General features: G+C 60.4%; 19 protein-coding genes. 13 read left to right on the top strand and 6 right to left on the bottom strand.

The features are described 5' to 3' along the window. Positions 1 to 106: 106 nt before the first annotated feature. The 7 genes from DU29_RS0120710 (at position 107) to DU29_RS0120680 (ending at position 7,149) form a co-directional block, all read left to right on the top strand. Positions 107 to 514, top strand: a complete 408-nt coding sequence (locus DU29_RS0120710; protein WP_028623402.1) for an HPF/RaiA family ribosome-associated protein — start codon at positions 107 to 109, stop codon at positions 512 to 514. 212 nt (positions 515 to 726) lie between these two features. Beyond that, on the top strand, positions 727 to 1,032 hold the full coding sequence (locus tag DU29_RS0120705) for a DUF3649 domain-containing protein (protein WP_028623401.1): 306 nt from the start codon (positions 727 to 729) through the stop codon (positions 1,030 to 1,032). Then, positions 1,029 to 2,609 carry a PepSY-associated TM helix domain-containing protein gene (locus DU29_RS0120700; protein WP_028623400.1) on the top strand — a complete coding sequence of 527 codons (1,581 nt, stop codon included), beginning with the start codon at positions 1,029 to 1,031 and terminating at the stop codon, positions 2,607 to 2,609. The genes DU29_RS0120705 and DU29_RS0120700 overlap by 4 nt, the downstream gene beginning before the upstream one ends. Beyond that, positions 2,609 to 2,935, top strand: coding sequence for a DUF3325 domain-containing protein (locus DU29_RS0120695; protein WP_028623399.1), 327 nt, complete (start codon positions 2,609 to 2,611; stop codon positions 2,933 to 2,935). The genes DU29_RS0120700 and DU29_RS0120695 overlap by 1 nt, the downstream gene beginning before the upstream one ends. 4 nt (positions 2,936 to 2,939) lie before the next feature. Further along, complete coding sequence (locus DU29_RS0120690; RefSeq protein WP_028623398.1) at positions 2,940 to 3,503, top strand: RNA polymerase sigma factor; 564 nt, start codon at positions 2,940 to 2,942, stop codon at positions 3,501 to 3,503. After that, a complete protein-coding gene (locus DU29_RS0120685; RefSeq protein WP_028623397.1) occupies positions 3,500 to 4,486 on the top strand; it encodes a FecR family protein in 987 nt (328 codons plus the stop codon). Before DU29_RS0120690 ends, DU29_RS0120685 begins: the two co-directional genes overlap by 4 nt. Positions 4,487 to 4,722: 236 nt before the next feature. Next, positions 4,723 to 7,149 (top strand): TonB-dependent siderophore receptor, encoded by a 2,427-nt coding sequence (locus DU29_RS0120680; RefSeq protein ID WP_028623396.1) that lies wholly within the window; start codon positions 4,723 to 4,725, stop codon positions 7,147 to 7,149. A 68-nt stretch (positions 7,150 to 7,217) separates the two neighbouring features. On the opposite strand, the gene DU29_RS0120675 is transcribed toward DU29_RS0120680, so the two are convergent. Next, entirely contained in the window at positions 7,218 to 8,093 is an 876-nt protein-coding gene (locus tag DU29_RS0120675; RefSeq protein WP_028623395.1) for a helix-turn-helix domain-containing protein, read from the bottom strand. A 137-nt stretch (positions 8,094 to 8,230) separates the two neighbouring features. Here DU29_RS0120675 and DU29_RS0120670 point away from each other — a divergent pair, with 137 nt between their 5' ends. After that, entirely contained in the window at positions 8,231 to 9,133 is a 903-nt protein-coding gene (locus DU29_RS0120670) for a DMT family transporter (protein WP_028623394.1), read from the top strand. 21 nt (positions 9,134 to 9,154) lie between these two features. On the opposite strand, the gene DU29_RS0120665 is transcribed toward DU29_RS0120670, so the two are convergent. The 3 genes from DU29_RS0120665 to DU29_RS0120650 all read right to left on the bottom strand — a co-directional run bounded on the left by DU29_RS0120665 (position 9,155) and on the right by DU29_RS0120650 (position 11,972). Continuing rightward, the gene (locus DU29_RS0120665) at positions 9,155 to 9,664 is read right to left on the bottom strand and encodes a DUF2165 family protein (RefSeq protein WP_028623393.1); all 510 of its coding nucleotides are present in this window, start codon (positions 9,662 to 9,664) and stop codon (positions 9,155 to 9,157) included. Positions 9,665 to 9,828: 164 nt separating this feature from the next. Next, positions 9,829 to 10,803 carry a 2-hydroxyacid dehydrogenase gene (locus DU29_RS0120660; protein WP_028623392.1) on the bottom strand — a complete coding sequence of 325 codons (975 nt, stop codon included), beginning with the start codon at positions 10,801 to 10,803 and terminating at the stop codon, positions 9,829 to 9,831. 200 nt (positions 10,804 to 11,003) lie between these two features. Then, positions 11,004 to 11,972, bottom strand: a complete 969-nt coding sequence (locus DU29_RS0120650; RefSeq protein WP_028623391.1) for a LysR family transcriptional regulator — start codon at positions 11,970 to 11,972, stop codon at positions 11,004 to 11,006. A 382-nt stretch (positions 11,973 to 12,354) separates the two neighbouring features. On the opposite strand from DU29_RS0120650, the gene DU29_RS0120645 reads away from it, so the two are divergent. The 4 genes from DU29_RS0120645 to DU29_RS0120630 all read left to right on the top strand — a co-directional run bounded on the left by DU29_RS0120645 (position 12,355) and on the right by DU29_RS0120630 (position 17,245). Next, positions 12,355 to 13,854: an efflux transporter outer membrane subunit gene (locus DU29_RS0120645; protein ID WP_028623390.1), complete on the top strand. Its 1,500-nt coding sequence runs from the start codon at positions 12,355 to 12,357 to the stop codon at positions 13,852 to 13,854. Positions 13,855 to 13,973: 119 nt separating this feature from the next. Further along, entirely contained in the window at positions 13,974 to 16,166 is a 2,193-nt protein-coding gene (locus DU29_RS0120640; RefSeq protein ID WP_028623389.1) for an FUSC family protein, read from the top strand. Next, positions 16,156 to 16,356, top strand: coding sequence for a DUF1656 domain-containing protein (locus tag DU29_RS0120635; RefSeq protein ID WP_028623388.1), 201 nt, complete (start codon positions 16,156 to 16,158; stop codon positions 16,354 to 16,356). The genes DU29_RS0120640 and DU29_RS0120635 overlap by 11 nt, the downstream gene beginning before the upstream one ends. A 25-nt stretch (positions 16,357 to 16,381) precedes the next feature. Beyond that, the gene (locus DU29_RS0120630; RefSeq protein WP_028623387.1) at positions 16,382 to 17,245 is read left to right on the top strand and encodes an efflux RND transporter periplasmic adaptor subunit; all 864 of its coding nucleotides are present in this window, start codon (positions 16,382 to 16,384) and stop codon (positions 17,243 to 17,245) included. A 120-nt stretch (positions 17,246 to 17,365) separates the two neighbouring features. Here the strand turns inward: DU29_RS0120630 and DU29_RS0120625 are convergent, their stop codons facing one another. Both DU29_RS0120625 and DU29_RS0120620 read right to left on the bottom strand, forming a co-directional pair. Beyond that, the gene (locus DU29_RS0120625; RefSeq protein ID WP_028623386.1) at positions 17,366 to 18,190 is read right to left on the bottom strand and encodes an SDR family oxidoreductase; all 825 of its coding nucleotides are present in this window, start codon (positions 18,188 to 18,190) and stop codon (positions 17,366 to 17,368) included. Between the two features lie 32 nt (positions 18,191 to 18,222). Continuing rightward, positions 18,223 to 18,687, bottom strand: coding sequence for a hypothetical protein (locus DU29_RS0120620; RefSeq protein WP_028623385.1), 465 nt, complete (start codon positions 18,685 to 18,687; stop codon positions 18,223 to 18,225). Positions 18,688 to 18,912: 225 nt separating this feature from the next. On the opposite strand from DU29_RS0120620, the gene DU29_RS0120615 reads away from it, so the two are divergent. Further along, positions 18,913 to 20,624: hypothetical protein (locus DU29_RS0120615; RefSeq protein ID WP_028623384.1), on the top strand; the 1,712-nt coding region annotated here is incomplete at its 3' end.

Raw genomic sequence — 20,624 nt, 5'->3', positions numbered from 1 at the left:
AATTGTTCGCCGGACGAACCGATTGTGTAAGTAAGAGGTCACAGTGATGACGCCCAAGGGCGAGCTGAAAGGCCTCTCGCGAGCTAGCTGAAATAAGGGATGAACTATGCAAATCCAAGTCAACAGTGATAACCATATTCAAAGCAGCATCCGACTGGAGGAGTGGGTACGTACTACCATTGAGAGCACGCTCGAACGTTATGAAGAGGACCTGACCCGCATCGAGGTCCATCTGCGGGATGAGAACGGCGACAAGCCCGGTCCCCACGATATGCGCTGCCAGCTGGAAGCGCGGCCAAAAGGCCATCAACCGATTTCCGTCACACACAAGGCTGATTCCCTGGAACTGGCAATAGACGGGGCCGCTGAAAAACTGGAACACGCGCTGGAACATTTGTTCGGCAAACTGCGGGGTAAACCACGTGCCGCCGTCGTGCCATTCGAGCGTGTAGAGGCTGACGCACTGCTTGAAGACGAGTTTCTGGAAAACGAACAGGCCGCGCAAAACGGCTGATGCCGGATTGCTCTTTCCCTTCCCAACGACAACGGGCCTGCAAACGCAGGCCCGTTTTTGTTGGCGCTTGATATAAATCGGCAGCGCCTGAACCGCCTGCGAATCACCGATTTCGTCCGAAGCCTTTTGCGTATGAGAATATTTATCATTATTATTGCGCCCATGCTGGCGCCGTGATTTGCACGAGGCGTCATCCCGTTTCGGGTTGAAACATGAAAGGCAAAACCACCACGCTCCCTGTTTCCTATCGCATGGCCGTCGCCTCGCGGGCGCTGGCCGCTGTGCTGGGCGGTTATGCCGTCGCCGCGCTGGCCAGCGTCTGCCTGACGATGTGGTTGCCCATGGCCCGCGCCGACGCGGTGGTGACCGGGATGATGACGTCATTCTTGGCTTATCTGTGCGCGGTGCTCTGGTGTTTTGCCTGCCATAGCGCCTGGCGAGCCTGGCACGGGCTGATCGTAGCCAGCCTGTTGCTGGCGGCGGCTGCCGGTTTGGGCTACTGGGCGGGCCAGCCATGAAAGAAGGTTTTCGTCAGACCATGGCCTGGCTGCACACCTGGGCGGGGTTGATATTCGGCTGGCTGCTGTTCGCGATTTTCCTGACCGGCACGCTCGCCTACTTCAAGGACGAGATCAGCCACTGGATGCAGCCAGAGATTCCGGTGCGCTCCGTCAGCTCCGAAGCCAGCCTGGCCTTGGCGCAAAACTATCTGCAGCAGCATGCAGCCGGCGCCTCGCGCTGGCTCATTGATCTACCCGATGCCCGAGAACCAGGCTTGTCGGTGCGGTGGCAGCAAACCACGGCCAAGCGCGGTGAGCGCGGTCAGTTCACGGAAAAACACCTCGACCCGCAGGCCGGTGCCGAAGTGCAGGGCCGCGCGACCATGGGCGGCGAATTCTTCTACCGCTTCCACTTTCAGTTGCAGATGCCGCACCCATGGGGCCGCTGGCTATCCACCATCGCTGCGATGGTGATGTTTGTCGCATTGATCAGCGGGATCATCACCCACAAGAAAATCTTCAAGGACTTCTTCACGTTCCGCCCGCGCAAAGGTCAGCGTACCTGGCTCGACGGGCACAACGCGGTGGGTGTGCTGGTATTGCCGTTTCACTTGATGATTACCTACAGCAGTTTGGTGATCTTCATGTCGATGGTGATGCCGGCGAGCATTCTGGCTTCGTACCACGGTGATGTGCGGGCGTTTTATGATGAGAGTTTCCCGGCGTCGACCACCCCGGAGGTGGCGGGTAAACCGGCCGCGCTGGCGCCGCTCGCGCCGCTGTTGCAACAGGCGCGTGAGCAGTGGTCGGGCGGTGATGTTGGACGGATTACGGTGAATAATCCGGGCGATGCCAACGCTTCGGTGGTGCTGCTGCGCGATGCCGCCGATCGCCTGGTTTACGATTTCAGCAGCGCGGTGACCTTCAACGGTGTGACCGGGCAACTGCTCGGCGCGACGCCTGAGCAATCGCTGCCGCGAGCCGTCGCGGGTGGTTTTTACGGCTTGCACATGGGCCGGTTTGCCGAGCCAGTGTTGCGCTGGATGTACTTTATCTGCGGGTTGGCCGGCACGGCGATGATCGGCACCGGGCTGGTGATCTGGTTGGGCAAGCGTCAACTCAAACATGTGAATAGCGGCGTCATGCCGTTCGAGTTGCGCCTGGTGGAAGTGCTGAACATCGCCAGCATGTCGGGGCTGATGCTCGCCGTGGCGGCATTCTTCTGGGCCAATCGCTTACTGCCGGTCGAGCTGGCCGGGCGCTCGGATTGGGAGGTCAACAGCTTCTTCCTGGTCTGGGGGCTCAGTCTGTTGCACGCCGTGGTCCGCCGTGGGCGCGCGGCATGGGTTGAGCAGCTCGCGTTGGCGGCACTGTTGTTCGCCGCGCTGCCGCTGTTGAATGGGCTAACCACGCCTTATCACTTGGGCTTCACGTTGGCGCAGGGCGATTGGGCCATGGCCGGGTTTGATTTGACGTGCCTGGCCAGCGGCCTGTTTTTCGCCTGGGCTGCGTGGAAAATGCAGCGCGCAGGGCGGCCAGAAATCGTCCTGCGCCAGCGTCGGCAATCGATCATTCTTGAGCGAGAGACGAACTGATGTTGCTGGCCTTGTTGCTCTGTTACGGCGGCTTCACCGCACTGTGTTTATCGATGGACCGGCGCCATGCCGAGCTGCTCGGACGCAAGCCATCGGCTGCTCGTCGCCGGGCGCTCAAAGTGGGCGGAGGGTCGCTGTTGGCGTTTTCCTTGTGGGCGGCGGTGGCTTCGACCGGTTGGGGCCTCGGCGTTGTCGAGTGGTGTGCGGTATTGATGCTTAGCGCTTTGCTGCTGGTATTACTGCTGCCATATCGCCCGCGGCTGGCCATGGCGTTGGGCGGATTGAGTCTGCTCGCCAGCCCCGTCGTGGCATTTGCGCAGTCATGAGCACGTGATCGCCAGTCCACCGGATTCCCACGATGAGGAACCTCGGGGGGCTCGTGCGCATTTTCTGCAGGTGTTCCTGTCTCAGCGCGCGCAGATGGAAGCGCTGGTCAATCGGCGCGTGGGCTGTCGGGCCACGGCGGCGGATCTGGTGCAGGATCTGTTCCTGCGTTTTTGGCGCCGGCCGCTGGTGCAGGTCGAGGAGCTCAGCACCTATTTGTTGCGCTGCGCCGGCAATATCGCTATCGATCACCTGCGCAGCGAAGGTGCGCGGGTGCGGGTGAACGAAGGCTGGTTGCCGGAGCAGCCAGACAGCCACGGCAGCGAACCGCAAGCGGCGCTGGAAGCGGGCAACGATCTGCGTCATGTCGAGGCGGCGTTACGCGCATTGCCCGAGCGTACGCGGCAGATCTTTCTGCTCAATCGCATCCATGGTCGCAAATACGCCGAGATCGCCAAGGCCATGGGTGTGTCCCAAAGTGCTGTGGAAAAACATATGATGCGCGCCCTCGACGCCTGCAAGGCCAGCTTGCGCGAACCTCAACCGCGCACGCCAGGGAAAGCACCGTGAAGCAGCCAGAGCGAATTATTCCGACACTCGCGCAGGAGCAGACGGCTTTCGCCTGGCTGGGCCTGCTGCATGACCAGCCGAGCAGCGGCGATCAAGCCACCTTCAGTCATTGGCTGCAGGCTGATCCGGCGCATGCCGAAGCCTATGCCCAGGCGCAGGTGGTGTGGGAACTGACCGAAGCACCGGCCCGCACGCTGGCCGATGAAGACGCATCAGCCCTGCAGGGCTACCTCGATGCCATGAACCCTTCGCGCCGCAACAGCGTGCGACGCTGGTCCGCTGCGTTGGCGATGGCGGCGTGTCTGCTGCTGATGATCGGCATCGGCGCCGGTTGGCAGCCGTCGCGCTGGATCGATGATATGGGCGCCGATTACGTCTCTGCACCGGGCGAGATTCGCACCGTTACGCTGGCCGATCAGTCGCAGGTCACGCTGGATGCCGACAGCGCCATCGCTGTGGATTTCAGCCGCGGCGAGCGCCACGTGCAACTGCGCCGCGGGGCCGGTTTTTTCAGCGTGACGCACAGCCGCGAGCCGTTTGTGGTCGAGGCTGAAAAGGGTCAGGCGCGGGTGTTGGGGACACAATTCGAAGTGCGTCTGCAACCTCTTGGCGCGCAGGTGACGGTGTTGTCGGGGCGCGTCGCAGTGACAGCGGACCCACAGGCCGAAGCGCAAATTCTCAGCGCCGGCGAGCAAGTCGCATACGCCGACGGCACAGCGCAGCAACTCCACGCCGTGGACAGCGAAGCGCAGCTTGCCTGGCGCCAGGGTTGGCTCAATTACTACAAGGCAACCCTGGCCGACGTGATGGAGGATCTGCGCCGGTATTACCCGGGACGGATTGTGCTGCTCAACGATGAAATGGCGGCGCGGCGGGTGAGCGGAAGTTTTCCGGGCAAGGATCCGCAAGCGGTGTTGAATTCGTTGCAGGGCGTTTTGGGGTTTGAACAACATCGATTGGGGCCGATGATTATTGTGCGTTGAGGCTGCCGGCGTCATCGCGAGCAAGCTCGGCTCCCACAGGGACAGGCGCTGATCGCTCGAATGTGGCTTGACCTGTAGGAGCCAAGCTTGCTCGCGATGACGGCAGACCAGACCCCAAATTTCTCAAGCAGACCTTATTTTCAAATTTCTGATGAGGTAAATCCGGCCGCCATCCGTGTAGTGACTGAAACTGCGAGTCATTCGCATCCGTCACGGTTCTACACAGGTCATGAGCAATGAAGTCCAGGGCAACATCCGGTTCGCTGAAACAGTGGTTGAGTGCATCTGCGCTGGGCATTTCGATGCTGGCCTGTGTGCCGGTCAGCGTGGCGCTGGGCGCTGATCAAGCCACTGCGCAGCACGCGCAATTCACCTTTGCGATGGCTGCCAAACCGCTACCGCAGGCGCTCAGCGACTTCAGCCGGATCACCGGCACCAGCGTGGTCTACACCGATGAAGCACCCTACGGCGTAACGGCGCCCGCGCTTAATGGACAGATGACAGCCGAGCAGGCGATCCAGCGCTTGCTCAGCGGTTCGGGTTTCACCTTCCGCCGCAGCGATGACCACACGATCGTGCTGGAGCCGCTGCCCAGCCAGGGCACGCTGAGCCTCGGCGCGACCACCATTACTTCGGTACTGGACCAACCTATGAGCTACCAACCGCCGCCCACCAGTTCGGTGATGCGTTCTTCGGCGCTGCTCCAGGAAATCCCGCAGACGGTCAATGTGATCCCGGCCCAGGTCATTCGTGATCAGGCGCCGCGCAACCTCGATGATGCGTTGGCCAACGTCAGCGGCATCACACAGGGCAACACGCTGGGCGGCACCCAGGATTCGGTGATGACCCGTGGCTTCGGCGACAACCGCAACGGTTCGATCATGCGCGACGGCATGCCGGTGGTGCAGGGACGTGGCCTTAACGCCACGGTGGATCGGGTGGAAGTGTTGAAGGGCCCGGCGTCCTTGCTGTACGGCATCCAGGATCCGGGCGGTGTGGTCAATATGGTCAGCAAGAAGCCGGAATTGCAGCAGTACAACGCTCTCACCCTGCGCGGCTCGACTTACGGCGACGGCAAAAACGGCAGCGGCGGCGCGTTCGACAGCACCGGCGCGGTCGGCGATTCCGGGTTGGCGTATCGCATGATCGTGGACCACAAAGACGAAGACTACTGGCGCAATTTCGGCACCCAGCGCGAAACGCTGGTGGCGCCGTCATTGGCCTGGTTCGGCGAACGCACCGAGCTGTTGTTCGCCTACGAGCACCGCGAATTTCTCACCCCGTTCGACCGCGGCACGCTGATTGATCCGCGCGACAATCACCCGCTGGACATCCCCCGCGAACGTCGCCTGGACGAGCCCTTCAATAACATGGAAGGCCGCTCGGACCTGTATCACTTCCAAGCCGATCACGAACTCAATGACAACTGGAAAGCGCACTTCGGCTACAGCTGGAACCGCGAAACCTACGATGCCAGTCAGGTGCGCGTCACGGCCATCGACACCTCTCGGGGCACGCTGACGCGGAGCATGGACGGCACGCAGAACGCCGTCAGTACCGACCGCTTCACCACCGCCAGCCTCGAAGGCAAAGTCAATGTGCTGGGCCTGCAACATGACCTGGTGTTCGGCGTCGATGACGAGTACCGCAAGATTTATCGCGAAGACCTGATCCGGCAGAAAAGCCTCAGCACGTTCAGTTACCTCAATCCGGTGTATGACCGCGAAGTGGCGGGCACCACGGTCAGCCCGGCGGACAGTGCGCAGACTGACGAGCTGCGCAGCAATTCGCTGTTTCTGCAGGACTCGATCCACCTCACCGATCAGTGGATTCTGGTGGCCGGCGGGCGCTTCCAGGAGTACGACCAGTACGCTGGTAAAGGCGTGCCGTTCCAGGCCAACACCGACAGCAATGGCCAGAAGTGGGTGCCACGCGCCGGCCTGGTGTATCGCTACACCGATGAGTTGTCTTTCTACGGCAGCTATACCGAATCGTTCAAACCCAACTCGACCATCGCCCCGCTAAGCGGCAGCAGCACAGTGCTCCACGGCAGCATTGCGCCGGAAGAAGCCAAGTCCTGGGAGGTGGGTGCCAAGCTCGATATACCGGGTCGTGTCACCGGTAATGTCGCGCTGTTCGACATCAAGAAACGCAACGTGCTGGTGGCCAATGCCGAAGGTCCGGTGACCCTCTACAGTGCCGCTGGCGAAGTGCGCTCGCGCGGGCTGGAAGTCGATTTGACCGGGCAGTTGAGCGAACGCTGGAGCATGATCGGCAGTTACGCCTACACCGATGCCGAGGTCACTGAGGACCCGACCTACAAAGGCAAAAAGCTGCAGAACGTGGCGAAGAATTCGGGTTCGCTGTCGGCGGTGTATGACTTCGGCACCCTTGTCGGCGGCGACCAGTTACGCATCGGTGCGGGCGCTCGCTATGTCGGTGAGCGGGCGGGAAATGCGGTGAATGATTTTGATCTGCCGAGTTACACCGTGGCCGATGCTTTCGCCACTTACGACACTCGATTTGACGGGCAGAATGTCAAGTTTCAGTTGAATGTGAAGAACCTGTTTGACCGTACTTATTACACGTCGGCGGCGAGTCGGTTCTTTGTGTCGATGGGGGATTCGCGGCAGGTTTCGCTGTCCGGCACATTGGAGTTCTAGGGGAAGACTACGTCATCGTTCTTCGCGGGCAAGCCTCGCTCCCACAAGAGTGACGCGAAAGACTCGGACTAACGCAAAAACGCCTGTCGATATTCCCCAGGCGTGCCGCCCAGCCCCTGGCGAAAACGATGAGTGAAATGACTCGCGCTGGCAAACCCGCACGCCAGCGCAATGTCCCCCAACGGCCTCGACGTGCTGCGCAGCAATGCCTGCGACCGATTCAAGCGCCGCGCCAATAAATACTGATGCGGCGGCAAGCCAAAACTCGCGCGAAACATCCGCGCGAAGTGATATTCCGACAACGCGCACAATCCCGCCAATTGCCCCAGGCTGATCGCCTCTGCCAGATGGCTGTCGATGAACTCGACCAATTGCCGCCGCTGATGCGCCGCCAACCCGCCCTTGAGCCGCAAGCCGTCGCGCTGGCCCACTTGACTGAGCAGCGCGTGGCTAAGCATTTCATGGGCCAGGCTGCTGGTCAGCAGGCGTTCGCCGGGCTCGTCCCAATTGAGCGTGATCAACTGCCGGAAACGCTGGGCCTGCACCGCATCATCGAGAAAGGTGTTTTCGCGTAGCTGGAGTTCGCGGGGCTCGCGGTCCAGCAAGGTGACGCAGCCGAGGGCAAATTGTTCGGGACTGAAATAGACGTGGGCGAGGCGGATGTCACCGTTGATCACCCAGGCTGACTGATGACCGGCCGGCAGCGTGCACAGTTTGTCCGGCGCACCCTTGGTGCCGGGTTGATCACGGCGAAAGGTGCCGGTGCCGCCCGCGATGTAGCACGACAGCGTGTGGTGACTCGGCCCGGCGTAATCCTGCGCGTCATGATGGTTGCTCCACAACGCCGCAGCCATGCCGTCACCGAGCTCGGCACTGTGCTCGAGTCGAGCATGGGGCGAGCGGTTAAGGGCTTGAAAAACTTGCAGCGTTTCCAGTGCGGGCATGATCGGTTCTCTCTGACGCTTTGCATCCTACTCCGTAGGCCCTGGCCTGCCAGCCCGTCCGCTGACAAAAGCGCAAGATTACGCAACTGCGGCATGGCATCAGCCAGGACACTGAGCGCCTATCGAGGAGCGTTGCCATGAACCTGTCGTTGTATTTGCTGACCGTGCTGATCTGGGGCACCACCTGGATTGCCCTGAAATGGCAACTGGGTGTGGTGGCTATTCCCGTGTCGATTGTTTATCGCTTCGGTCTCGCCGCGCTGGTGCTGTTCGTGATGTTGTTGCTCAGCCGCAAGCTGCAAGTGATGAGCCGTCGCGGGCACCTCATTTGTCTGGCGCAGGGCTTGTGCCTGTTCTGCATCAATTTCATGTGTTTTCTGACGGCCAGCCAATGGGTTCCGAGTGGCTTGATCGCCGTGGTGTTTTCTACCGCAACCCTGTGGAACGCGCTGAACGCGCGGGTCTTTTTTGCGCAGAAAATCGCCCGCAATGTGTTGATGGGCGGCGCGCTTGGCTTGATGGGGCTAGGCCTGCTGTTCTGGCCTGAGCTGGCCGGCCACACCGCCAGCCCGCAGACGTTGCTCGGCCTGGGTCTGGCGTTGCTCGGCACGCTGTGCTTCTCCGCAGGCAACATGCTTTCCAGCCTGCAGCAAAAAGCCGGCCTCAGACCCCTGACGACCAACGCCTGGGGCATGGCCTACGGTGCGGCCATGTTGTCGATGTGGTGCCTGATCAAGGGCATTCCATTCGAAATGGAATGGAATGCGCGCTACATCGGCTCGCTGCTGTACCTGGTCATCCCGGGTTCGGTCATCGGCTTTACCGCTTACCTGACCTTGGTCGGGCGTATGGGGCCGGAGCGCGCGGCGTACTGCACGGTACTGTTTCCGGTGGTGGCCCTGAATGTCTCGGCGTATGCCGAAGGCTACCAATGGACCGCGCCGGCCCTCGCGGGGCTGGTGTTGGTGATGCTGGGCAATGTGCTGGTGTTCCGCAAACCCAAAGCCCTACGGGTGCAGGAACATCGAAGCCTGGCCTGAGATGGATCGGGCAATCAGCGCTCAACGTTCGATCCTGAGGGCCACATACATCATCAATGGCATTACGAAGTCGACAATATGTCGCGCCCAGTCTTTATAGTTCCAGCGGTCCGATTCATCCATGTTAAACCATTCACCACCAATAACCTGGAAGCCAACATAGTAAATGGCGATTGCAATCAGTAACCCGATCAACGCGAACTTCTTTGCCTCGTGAAATTTTTTGGCGCTGCTGTTTAAATGCTTGTACAAGTGGTAAGTGCCCACTACGCAAAAGCAGGTAGATAGCACTTCAAGTGTAATGATCAACCAGTAGATACGGTGATGGGCCATCGGTGAAGTGATGGCGCGGTACTTGTACAATTCATCAGCTCGGACCGTGTCCATGCTGAGGATATGGCCCAGGTATTCATAATTGGTGGGGTAGTCGGTGAAGTTGCTGTACATAACCAGTAATCCGAAGATGCTTATGTACAGCATGAGCAAGACTTTACTGATTCTTATGGTCTGAGCCGTTGTCAGATAGTTCACGATACGATTTCTCCAAAGTTGGTTCCCGTCATAATGGGCAAGTAAGGAGAGCTTATCGTGTGGCCCGTTTATTTGGGCGGCGGCTGAATTGCAAAGTGTGTATCAGCAATTATTTGGGGGTATGAAATAATGGGCAGGGGTTAGTTACGCCTGCCCGTTTTGTATCAGCCTTTCCAGACTTGAGCGTTCACCAAGTCCTGTGGTCGCTCACCCGACAGGGCGCTGCGCAAATTCGCTACGGCGCGATTGGCCATCGCCTCACGGGTTTCATGCGTGGCGGAGCCGATGTGCGGCAGGGTCACGGCATTTTTCAGCTTAAAAAGCGGCGATTCGGCCAACGGTTCTTTTTCGTACACGTCCAGCCCGGCGCCGCGGATGCGGTTGCTTTGCAGCGCTTCAATCAGCGCGGTCTCGTCCACCACCGGGCCACGCGCAATGTTGATCAGAATCGCGCCCGGTTTCATCAGTGCCAACTCACGGTGGCTGATCAGGTGTTTGGTTTTTTCGCTGAGCGGCACCACCAGGCAGACGAAATCCGCTTCGCCCAATAACTCGTCCAGGCTGCGCATTTGCGCGCCCAGTTCTTGCTCAATCTCGGTTTTGCGGCTGTTGCCACTGTAGATGATCGGCATGTTGAAGCCGAGGCGGCCACGGCGGGCGATCGCCGCGCCGATGTTGCCCATGCCGACGATGCCCAGGGTTTTGCCATGCACATCACAGCCGAACAACGGCGCGCCGACGCTGGCCTGCCATTGACCGGCTTTGGTCCAGGCATCCAGTTCAGCCACGCGGCGGGCACTGCTCATCAGCAAAGCGAAAGCCAGGTCGGCAGTGCTCTCGGTGAGCACGTCGGGGGTGTTGGTCAGCATGATGCCGCGCTCATTGAAATAGCCGACGTCGTAGTTGTCGTAGCCGACCGAGACGCTGGACACCACCTCAAGCTTGCGCGCAGTTTCCAGTTGCGCACGGCCGAGCTTGCGACCGACTCCGATCAAACCATGTACGTGGGGCAGGGCTTCGTTGAACTGGGCGTTGATGTCACCGTTTTTCGGGTTCGGCACGATGACGTCGAAGTCTGACTTCAGCTGTTCGATCATGTCAGGCGTGATGCGGCTGAAGGCGAGGACAGTCTTTTTCATGGAGGAAGGCTCGTCGGGCGTGGAGATGCCAAGCACGCTAACATTCTTCGCGGAGGTTGCGCGAGTGCCAAGCTTTCGGACGCGCGCGGACTTTGCAGGAGCTGGCTTGCTGGCGATAGCGATCGTGGCCTGAACATGAGGGCTGGTTGGCCGCCATCGCCAGCAAGCCGGCTCCTACAAAGGAGGAACTGCGTCCCGGGCTAATTCGCCAGCCGCGCGCCGCCCAGACTGCCGCTCAATTCATAGGCCACCAGTTCCGCCTGATGCGCGGCCAGAATTTCCGGCAGCGAGCCCCGTAAATACTCGACCCAGGTTTTGATCTTCGCATCCAGATATTGCCGCGAAGGGTAGATCGCGTACAGGTTCAGTTCCTGCGAGCGGTAATTGGGCATTACCCGCACCAGCGTGCCGTTGCGCAAGCCTTCGATCGCTGCATACACCGGCAGAACGCCAACGCCCATGCCGCTGATGATTGCGGTTTTCATCGCGTCAGCGGAATTCACCAGAAATGGCGAGCTGTTGATGGTGACCATTTCCTGGCCTTCCGGCCCATCGAACGTCCACTTTTCCAGCGGAATTACCGGGCTCACCAGGCGCAGGCACGCGTGGTTGAGCAAGTCGCTGGGTTTGTGCGCGCAACCGTTGGCTTTGACGTAAGCCGGCGAGGCGCAAACGATGCTGTAGGTGATGCCCAGGCGCTGGGACACAAAGCCCGAGTCCGGCAGCTCACTGGCCAGCACAATGGACACGTCATAGCCCTCATCGAGCAAATCCGGGACACGGTTGGCCATGGTCAGGTCGAACGTGACATCGGGATGCGTCTTGCGATAACGGGCGATCGCGTCGATTACGAAGTGCTGACCGATGCCGGTCATGGTGTGCACCTTGAGCTGCCCGGCCGGGCGGGCATGAGCGTCGCTGGCTTCGGCTTCGGCTTCCTCGACGTACGCGAGAATCTGCTCGCAACGCAGCAGGTAGCGTTTGCCGGCCTCGGTCAGGGCGATGCGCCGCGTGGTGCGGTTAAGCAGGCGGGTTTGCAGATGGGCTTCGAGATTGGAGACCGCGCGCGAAACGTTGGCCGTAGTGGTGTCGAGCTGCACGGCGGCGGCGGTGAAACTGCCGGCCTCGGCCACGTAGCTGAAGGCGCGCATGTTTTGCAAAGTGTCCATGAGGTGCTCTCGTGTGCGATGGCAAATTGTGACACAAGGTTTCAAGGTCTGAGACCCCGACCAAGGGATTATCGCTTGAACGGTAACAAAGATTCACAGGTTTGCCGGCTTATCGCCATTTCAGCCGAGCCCTAGAATCGCGCCGTTGTAACAACCGGGTTTCTGTGCCGACACGTGTGTGTGGTGAGGGGGCTGGTGTGGCGAGGGGGCTTGCCCCCGTTCGTTTGCGCAGCAAACGTGAAATCAGCGAATGCGATTTTCATGAACAACGCGCGGTCAAGACTTGGGGGCGCTGCGCAACCCAACGGGGGCGAGCCCCCTCGCCACATGAAGCCAGTACCGGTGAACCTCGTACGTCCTTCCATTTCAGGAAATCTCAGCAGTGCCGCGTCGCATCAACAGAGCGCTTAAGACGCTCAGTCTTTTAGCTTTAACTCTCATCATCAGTGGCTGCATCGGCACCGGTGGCATTGCGCCGCAGGGCAAGGTGCACGCACCGGATTCGCTGGCTACTGACGAAGCTATTCGCAGCGCTGAACAGGATGCGCACTGGCCTGATGCTCAATGGTGGCAAGCCTACGGCGACCCGCAACTGAATCGCTGGATCGACCTCGCACTGCGAGGCAGCCCGAGCATGGCCATGGCCGCCGCGCGGGTGCGTCAGGCCAAAGCCATGGCAGGCCTGGCGGAATCCGCCGAGTCGCTGCAGATCAACAGCCAATCCACCCTCAAACGGCATAACTGGCCCAGCGATCAGTTTTACGGACCGGGCGAACTGGCCGACACAACCACCTGGGACAACAACACTGCACTGGGTTTCAGCTACGCCCTTGATCTCTGGGGTCGTGAAAGCAATGCCAGCGAGCGGGCCGTCGACATGGCGCACGTGAGCGCGGCCGAAGCGCGCCTGGCGCAACTCGAGTTGCAGAGCAACGTCGTGCGCGCCTACATCGAACTCTCGCTGCACTACGCACAACGGGACATCGTCGCCGCGACTCTGCAGCAGCAAAAGCAGATGCTCGAACTCGCACAGAAACGCCTCGACGGCGGGATCGGCACTCATTTCGAAGTCAGCCAGGCCGAGACGCCTTTGCCGGAAACTCATCGGCAGATCGATGCACTCGACGAAGCCATCGCCCTGAGTCGCAATCAGCTGACGGCGCTCGCGGGGTTTGGCCCGGGGAAAGGCGCGCAGTTGCAGCGGCCAACACTGGCGCTGGGCGCGGCGCTGAAATTGCCGTCGAGCTTGCCTGCGCAGCTGCTCGGGCAACGCCCGGATGTTGTCGCCAGTCGCTGGCAAGTGGCCGCGCAGGCGCGCGGCATTGACGTCGCGCATGCCGGTTTTTATCCGAATGTGGACCTGGTCGGCAGCCTTGGCTACATGGCCTCGGGCGGCGGGGCGCTGGAGTTTTTGACCGGCAGGAAACTCAACTACAACGTCGGGCCGGCGATCTCGCTGCCGGTTTTCGACGGCGGGCGGTTGCGCGCCGAACTCGGCGAAGCTTCCGCCGGTTACGACATCGCCGTGGCGCGGTACAACCAGACGCTGATCAATGGGCTGAAAAATATCTCCGACCAGTTGATCCGCCGCGAATCGATGGACAAGCAGCAGATGTTCGCCGCCGAATCGGTCGCGACCGCGCAGAAAACCTACGACATTGCGATGATCGCCTACCAGCGCGGCCTCACCGACTACCTCAATGTGCTCAACGCGCAAACGTTGTTGTTCAAGCAGCAGCAAGTCCAGCAGCAGGTTCAGGCCGCGCGTCTCAGCGCGCATGCCGAACTGGTGACAGCCCTCGGCGGCGGGCTTGGCGCGGGTGACGATGCGCCGCAAGACCGCCAGATCAGCGCACCGAAAACTCCGGTCCTTTTGCGTTAAACGCACACCCTGTGGGAGCCAGCCTGCTGGCGATAGGGCCCTGACTGTCAACACAGCAAGCTCGCTCCTACAAAGTGAGTGGCCTGTCTTCACCAATTTCAATGACTAAGCAGGAATCCATGACCCCGTTGCTCGCACCCTTGCGCTGGCTGTCCTCCCTGGAATGGCGCCGGGGTTTCTTCGACTGGGCACGCAGCGACGGCGTGACCTGGGTGTACATTTTCAAAGTCTTGCTCGCGGCATTTCTGACGCTGTGGCTGGCGATGCGTCTGGAGTTGCCGCAGCCGCGCACGGCGATGATTACCGTGTTCATCGTCATGCAGCCGCAAAGCGGTCAGGTGTTCGCGAAAAGCTTTTATCGCTTTCTGGGGACTCTGACCGGCTCGGCAGTGATGGTTGCGCTGATTGCCCTGTTCGCGCAGAACACTGAACTGTTCCTCGGCTCGCTGGCGATCTGGGTCGGCATCTGTTCCGCCGGTGCCGCGCGTTACCGCAACTTCCGCGCTTACGGTTTTGTGCTGGCCGGGTACACCGCTGCAATGGTCGGCCTGCCGGCGCTGGCGCATCCGGACGGCGCATTCATGGCGGCGGTGTGGCGCGTACTGGAGATCTCTCTGGGCATTCTTTGCGCCACACTGGTCAGCGCCGCGATCCTCCCGCAAACCGCCAGCGCGGCAATGCGCAGCGCCCTGTATCAGCGCTTCGGCGTGTTCGCCTTGTTTGTCACCGACGGCTTGCGCGGTCGCAGCCAGCGCGAGGCTTTTGAAGCGAGCAATGTGCGCTTCATCGCCGAGGCGGTTGGCCTTGAAGGGCTGCGCAGCGTTACCGTGTTCGAAGACCCGCACATGCGTCGACGCAACGGCCGGCTCAGTCGATTGAACAGCGAATTCATGAGCATCACCACGCGTTTCAACGCCCTGCATCAGTTGCTCGAACGCTTGCGCAGCAGCGACGCGGATCATGCAGTGGCCGCGATCAAACCAGGCTTGCAGGACCTTGCCGAAGTGCTCGACGGTTTCAGCGGTCGCGCCTTGACCAGTCCCGACGCAGCGCGTTTGGTAACTGCGCTGATTGCCTGCAAGGAAGGTTTGCCGGCGCGGGTTCGCAGCCTGCGTGCGGCATTTCAGCAAAGCCACCCGAGCGAAGCGCAGCTGCTGGATTTTCACACTGCCTATGAGCTGCTCTATCGCTTCGTCGACGACTTGCACGGCTATGCGCAAACCCACGCGTCGCTGGCCGATCACAACCATATTCGTGAACACTGGGACGAGCCCTTCACTCCGCAAACCAACTGGATGGCGTCGGCAGCCTCGGGGATTCGCGCGGCATTCATTCTGGTGGTGCTCGGCAGTTATTGGGTGGCCACGGCCTGGCCGAGCGGCGCGACCATGACCTTGATTGCGGCAGCCACCGTTGGCCTGTCCGCGGCGACGCCCAACCCGAAACGCATGGCGTTTCAGATGGCCTGCGGCACTTTGCTCGGCGCGCTGATCGGCTTTTTCGAGATGTTTTTCGTGTTCCCGTGGATCGACGATTTTCCACTGCTGTGCGTGATGCTTGCGCCGGTCATCGTGCTGGGCTCATTTCTTTCTTCGCGCCCGCAATACGCGGGTGTCGGCCTCGGTTTGCTGATTTTCTTCAGCACCGGTTCGGTGCCCGACAACCTGACGGTTTACAACCCGTACGCGTTCATCAACGACTACATCGCCATGGTGCTGGGCATGTTGGTGTGTGCGGCAGCCGGCGCGATCATTCTGCCGCCGAACAGTCGCTGGCTGTGGCGCCGTCTCGAGCAGGATCTGCGCGGGCAAGTGGTGTATGCGATCAGCGGCAAGCTGAAGGGGCTGGCCTCGAGTTTCGAGAGCCGCACCCGCGACTTGCTGCACCAAGCTTACGGCTTGGCCGTCGGGCAGCCGCAGGTGCAATGCGACCTGCTGCGCTGGATGTTCGTAGTGCTGGAGGTCGGACACGCGATCATCGAACTGCGCAAAGAACAGGCGATCCTCCCGGTACACCCTGCCTATGCCGAATCACAACCGTGGCGTCAGGCCATTCGGGTCATGGGGCGCTCGCTAATGCGGCTTTTTGTGCAACCGAACCAAAGCAATCTCGAACGCGCCCTGATCGCCGTCGATCATGCGATCAGTCGCGTGCAAGCCACCGATGAGCCGTTCGCGCCGCACTTCGACACCTCGGCATTGCGCCGGGTGAAAAGTTATTTGCACTTCATCCGCACCTCGTTGCTGGACCCGCAATCACCGCTGGCAGCCTATGTGCAAGCGCCGCGCGAAGGACTCGAACATGCCTCGTGAAATTGCTTTCCACGGCGTGTACATGCCGACCATGACGCTGATGTTTTTTATTGCCGCAGCGCTGGCCTGGGCGCTTGACCGGTTCCTGTCCGGATTCGATCTGTACCGTTTTTTCTGGCACCCGGCGCTGCTGCGCCTGAGCCTGTTTGCCTGTCTGTTCGGCGCCTTGGCGCTGACCGTCTACCGTTGACTCTCCATCACTGAAGAAGGCCCTGATGAAAAAACTGTTCAGCCTGCTCGCCACGTTGTTGGTGCTGGCCCTCGCCCTGTGGATCGGCCGGACCCTTTGGGTGCATTACATGGACACGCCGTGGACCCGCGACGGCCGGGTGCGCGCCGATATTATCAACGTCGCCGCCGACGTCACCGGGGAAGTGGTCGAGGTGCCGGTGCGCGATAACCAGTTGGTAAAAAAGGGCGATCTGCTGATGCGCATCGACCCCGAGCACTACCGCATCGCGGTCAAACAGGCGCAGTCGCTGGTGGCTTCGCGCAAGTCGACCTGGCAAATGCGCAAGGTCAACGCACACCGCCGCGCCGACATGGACAACTTGGTGATCTCGCGGGAAAACCGCGACGACGCCAGCAACATCGCCGACTCCGCCCTGGCCGATTATCAACAGGCCCAGGCGCAACTTGAAGCGGCACAACTCAATCTCAAACGCACCGAGGTGCGCGCTACGGTGGACGGCTTCGTGACCAACCTGAATGTTCATCGCGGCGACTACGCACGTATCGGCGAGGCGAAAATGGCCGTGGTCGACATGAACTCTTTCTGGGTTTACGGCTTTTTCGAAGAAACCAAACTGCCGCACGTGCGGGTCGGCGATAAAGTCGACATGCAATTGATGAGCGGTGAAGTGCTGAAGGGGCATGTGGAAAGTATTTCTCGCGGCATCTACGACCGCGACAACCCGCAAAGCCGTGAGCTGATCGCCGACGTGAACCCGACATTCAACTGGGTGCGATTGGCGCAACGGGTGCCGGTGCGGATTCACATTGATGGAGTGCCGGAGGGCGTGCTGTTGGCGGCGGGAATTACGTGTACGGTGGTGGTGAAGCCGGGTGAGGGTGCGTAACCGGTGCACCGAGTCGTCGGCCTTCGCGAGCAAGCCCGCTCCCACAATTGACCGAAACCGGGCATGCATCCCCAATCTCCTGTGGGAGCGTGGCTTGCCCGCGAAGGCGTCACCTCGGTCTCACAGCTGCCCCTTCAACCCGAACCGCTTCATCAGCCCCGCTTGCAGCAAGCCCTTCGGCAGCAACGCCGCCATCAACGGCAACGCACGACTACCGTTGCCCAATCGAATTAGCCGCGGTGGCTGGCTTTGCTGCACAGCCTTGAGCAACCCCGCAGCAAATTCACTGGCCGGCGTCGGATTGTCCTGGGACGCTTTGGCCCGCGCGCGAATACCTTCACGTAGCGGAAACCAGGGCGATTGCTCGCTGATCAACTGCTCCGCCTCGTGCCCGGCATTCTTCGCGAAACTCGACGCGATGGCCCCCGGCTGCACTTCCATGACCTGAATGCCAAACGGTGCGAGCTCCATGCGCATGGCATCGCTCAAGGCATGCACCGCCGCTTTTGACGCACAGTAGGCGCCGGCAAATGGCGTGACCAGAACCCCGGAGACGCTGCCGATATTCACCACCAATCCTTTACCTCGACGCAACACCGGAAACATCGCCCGGGTCACCCCGACGATGGCGAACACATTGGTTTCAAACTGCCGCTGCATGGCCGGCACACCGCCATCGAGCAGAGGCCCCATCGCGCCATAACCGGCGTTATTGATCAGCACATCGAGGCCGCCCGTTTGCAGGTTGATCCGTTCGCTCAGTTGTTCGAGCGCAGCGCCGTCATTGACGTCCAGTTGCACCGCTGTGAATCCGACGGCGGCCAGTGCCGCCACATCTTCAGCCTTGCGGGCGCTGGCCCAGACTTCATAGCCGGCCGCTTTGAATGCATCAGCCAAGGCGCGGCCGATGCCGCTGGAACATCCAGTAATCAACGCAACGGGCATGGCGCGGTCCTTGTGCAAAAGAGGGAAAGGGATCAGTCGGAGAAACTACCCTGCAGTCGCTCAGCGCGAAACTCCAGGGTTTGCGGCCGATAACCGGGTCGTAGCGGAGGCACTGGTAAACAGTCTTGCCAATTGGCACCGGCCTGCAATTCACCGGGGCCGCGATAGCGTGGCGCGGTGTATTGATTGTCGGCCAGGTTCACGGTATCGCCGGGCGCGTAGGCGGCGATGCGCCAGCGCAGTTCGGTCAACGGCACGTCGTTGCCGTTGTTCATGGTCAATTGCAGCGGACGGTCGGCAGGGCATTGCTCGGGGGCATAAGTGATGCGCAGTTCCAGACGCGCGAGTTGCTTGACCTCGCGGTTGTCCATCCAGATCACCCAGGTTGCCACCAGGCCCAGGCCGATAGCGGCTGCCACGGAAACGGGCAAGGCCTTCGCCGGGTAACGCAGCAACAGGACTAACCAGGTGAAAACCAGCAGGACGCCGATGAACATGGAGCAGACCTCTGAACAGGGAGGAGGCCATCCTACCTGAAGTGGGGGATGAAGTTACGTCCTGCAGCCGAGATCAGTCAGGGGCTTGAGTAGAGCAAGTGCGCTATCGGGCGGCCGGTCCAGACTGTTCAGATGAAAGTTTTATGCATTTGTCGGCACTGTAACTTGTGACAGTAGTCCCGTCGCCAATTTGGGTGTTAGCTCATAAAAAGGGCGGAATAACTGATGCAGTATCTGCAGACCATACACGACAATACCCCGACTTTAGCGGCAATCGACCCGCGCGGGATGGTCGCGCGTGCTGTCCAATACGACTGTGCCGGTGCTGCTGGCACCGCGCGAACTCGAGTTGATCGCACCGTCCATGATGCGGCAGGGCATGCTGTTGAATTGTGGGATCCGCGCTTATTCGTGCTTGGGTCGGGCCCGTCTAATTTGAGCAATATCTACTCGCTGTCCGGCGCTATTTTGGCTTCGAACAGCGTGGACGCCGGGCTGCGGATCACTCTGTTTGGCGAGGCGGGTCAACCGGTGCTGGGTTGGGATGGTCGCGGTTCACAGTGCTGGATGCGATACGACGAACAACTGCGCCTCAGCGAGTTATTTGAGCAAGCCGCAGGAGGCGATTCGGTTTGCGCCGAGCGTTTGGCTTACGCGAGCAACGATCAGGCATTCGCCGACCATAACCAGTGCGGTCGACTGATACGTCATGAAGATCCAGCAGGTGTTTTGCTGTGCAACGATTATGGATTGAATGGCACGGTATCTGAGCAGGAGCGGCGTCTTTGCCCTCAAAAGATGGAGGGCTTCATTACGCACTCACAATTCAATCCACCCGGTAAGTTGATCTCCGTCACAGATGCCCGAGGTAACCAGCAGCGATTTCATCAAACCATCGATGGATCATTGCGCGCCGTGGATTTGCGCTTGAACGACACGCCCGAATGGTTGCCAATGGTGCGCACAGTCACCTATAACGCCCACGGCCAGGTCGAACAGGAAGTCGCCGGCAACGGCGTGATCACCACTCTTGAATATGGCGCCGAAGACGGGCGACTAAAACGTTTGCTGTCGCGCCTCGATACCAACGCTCCTCTGCAGGATCTGCATTACACCTACGACCCGGTCGGCAATGTACTGAGCATCGAAGACGCCGCACTGCCAATCCGCTATTTCGCCAACCAGCGCATCGAGCCGATCAGCCACTTTCTATACGACACGTTATACCGATTAGTCGAAGCCACCGGTTGGGAAGCCGGTGCTGTAAAACATGGCCCGTCAGCATCCCGAGCCGCCGATCCCGCAATGCCCCTCAACTACCGCCAAACCTACCGCTATGACGCCGGCAACAACCTGCTCGAACTGACCCATGTAGGCGCGCAGGATCCCGGCCATCGCCTGGTTGCCGAAATGCACAGCAATCGTTGTCTGCCGGTGCGTGATGGCGTTGAACCCTCGGAGCAGGATTTCCTGAACAGCTTCGACGCCAACGGTAACTTGCTTCAATTGCAGCCGGGGCAGACTTTGAGTTGGGACGTGCGCAATCAGTTACGAGAAGTGCGCCCGGTCGAACGCAACGGAGTCGACGACGATATCGAAAGGTATGAGTACGGCGCTGACGGCATGCGCGTGCGCAAAGTCCGTTCATCGAAAATGGGCTCACAAACCAACCTCATCGAAACCAGATATCTGCCCGGCTTGGAAATCCGCACCCACAGCGGCACCGGTGAGGAACTGCACGTCATTGAAGTGTCGACCGGGCGAGGCAGCGTTCGGGTGTTGCATTGGAAGGCAGGAAAACCGCCAGGCATCTCCAACAACCAGCAACGTTACACCCTGACTGACCATTTGGGGTCGAGCGCACTGGAGCTGGATGAGCACGCCAACATCATCACCCAGGAACACTATTACCCGTTTGGCGGCACGGCGTGGTCGAA

It is taken from the genome of Pseudomonas sp. Ant30-3 (genome assembly GCF_000690905.1).
GTDB lineage: Bacteria > Pseudomonadota > Gammaproteobacteria > Pseudomonadales > Pseudomonadaceae > Aquipseudomonas.
The sequence above is the reverse complement of the archived record's forward strand: the minus strand, read 5'-3'. Positions and strand labels throughout refer to the sequence as shown.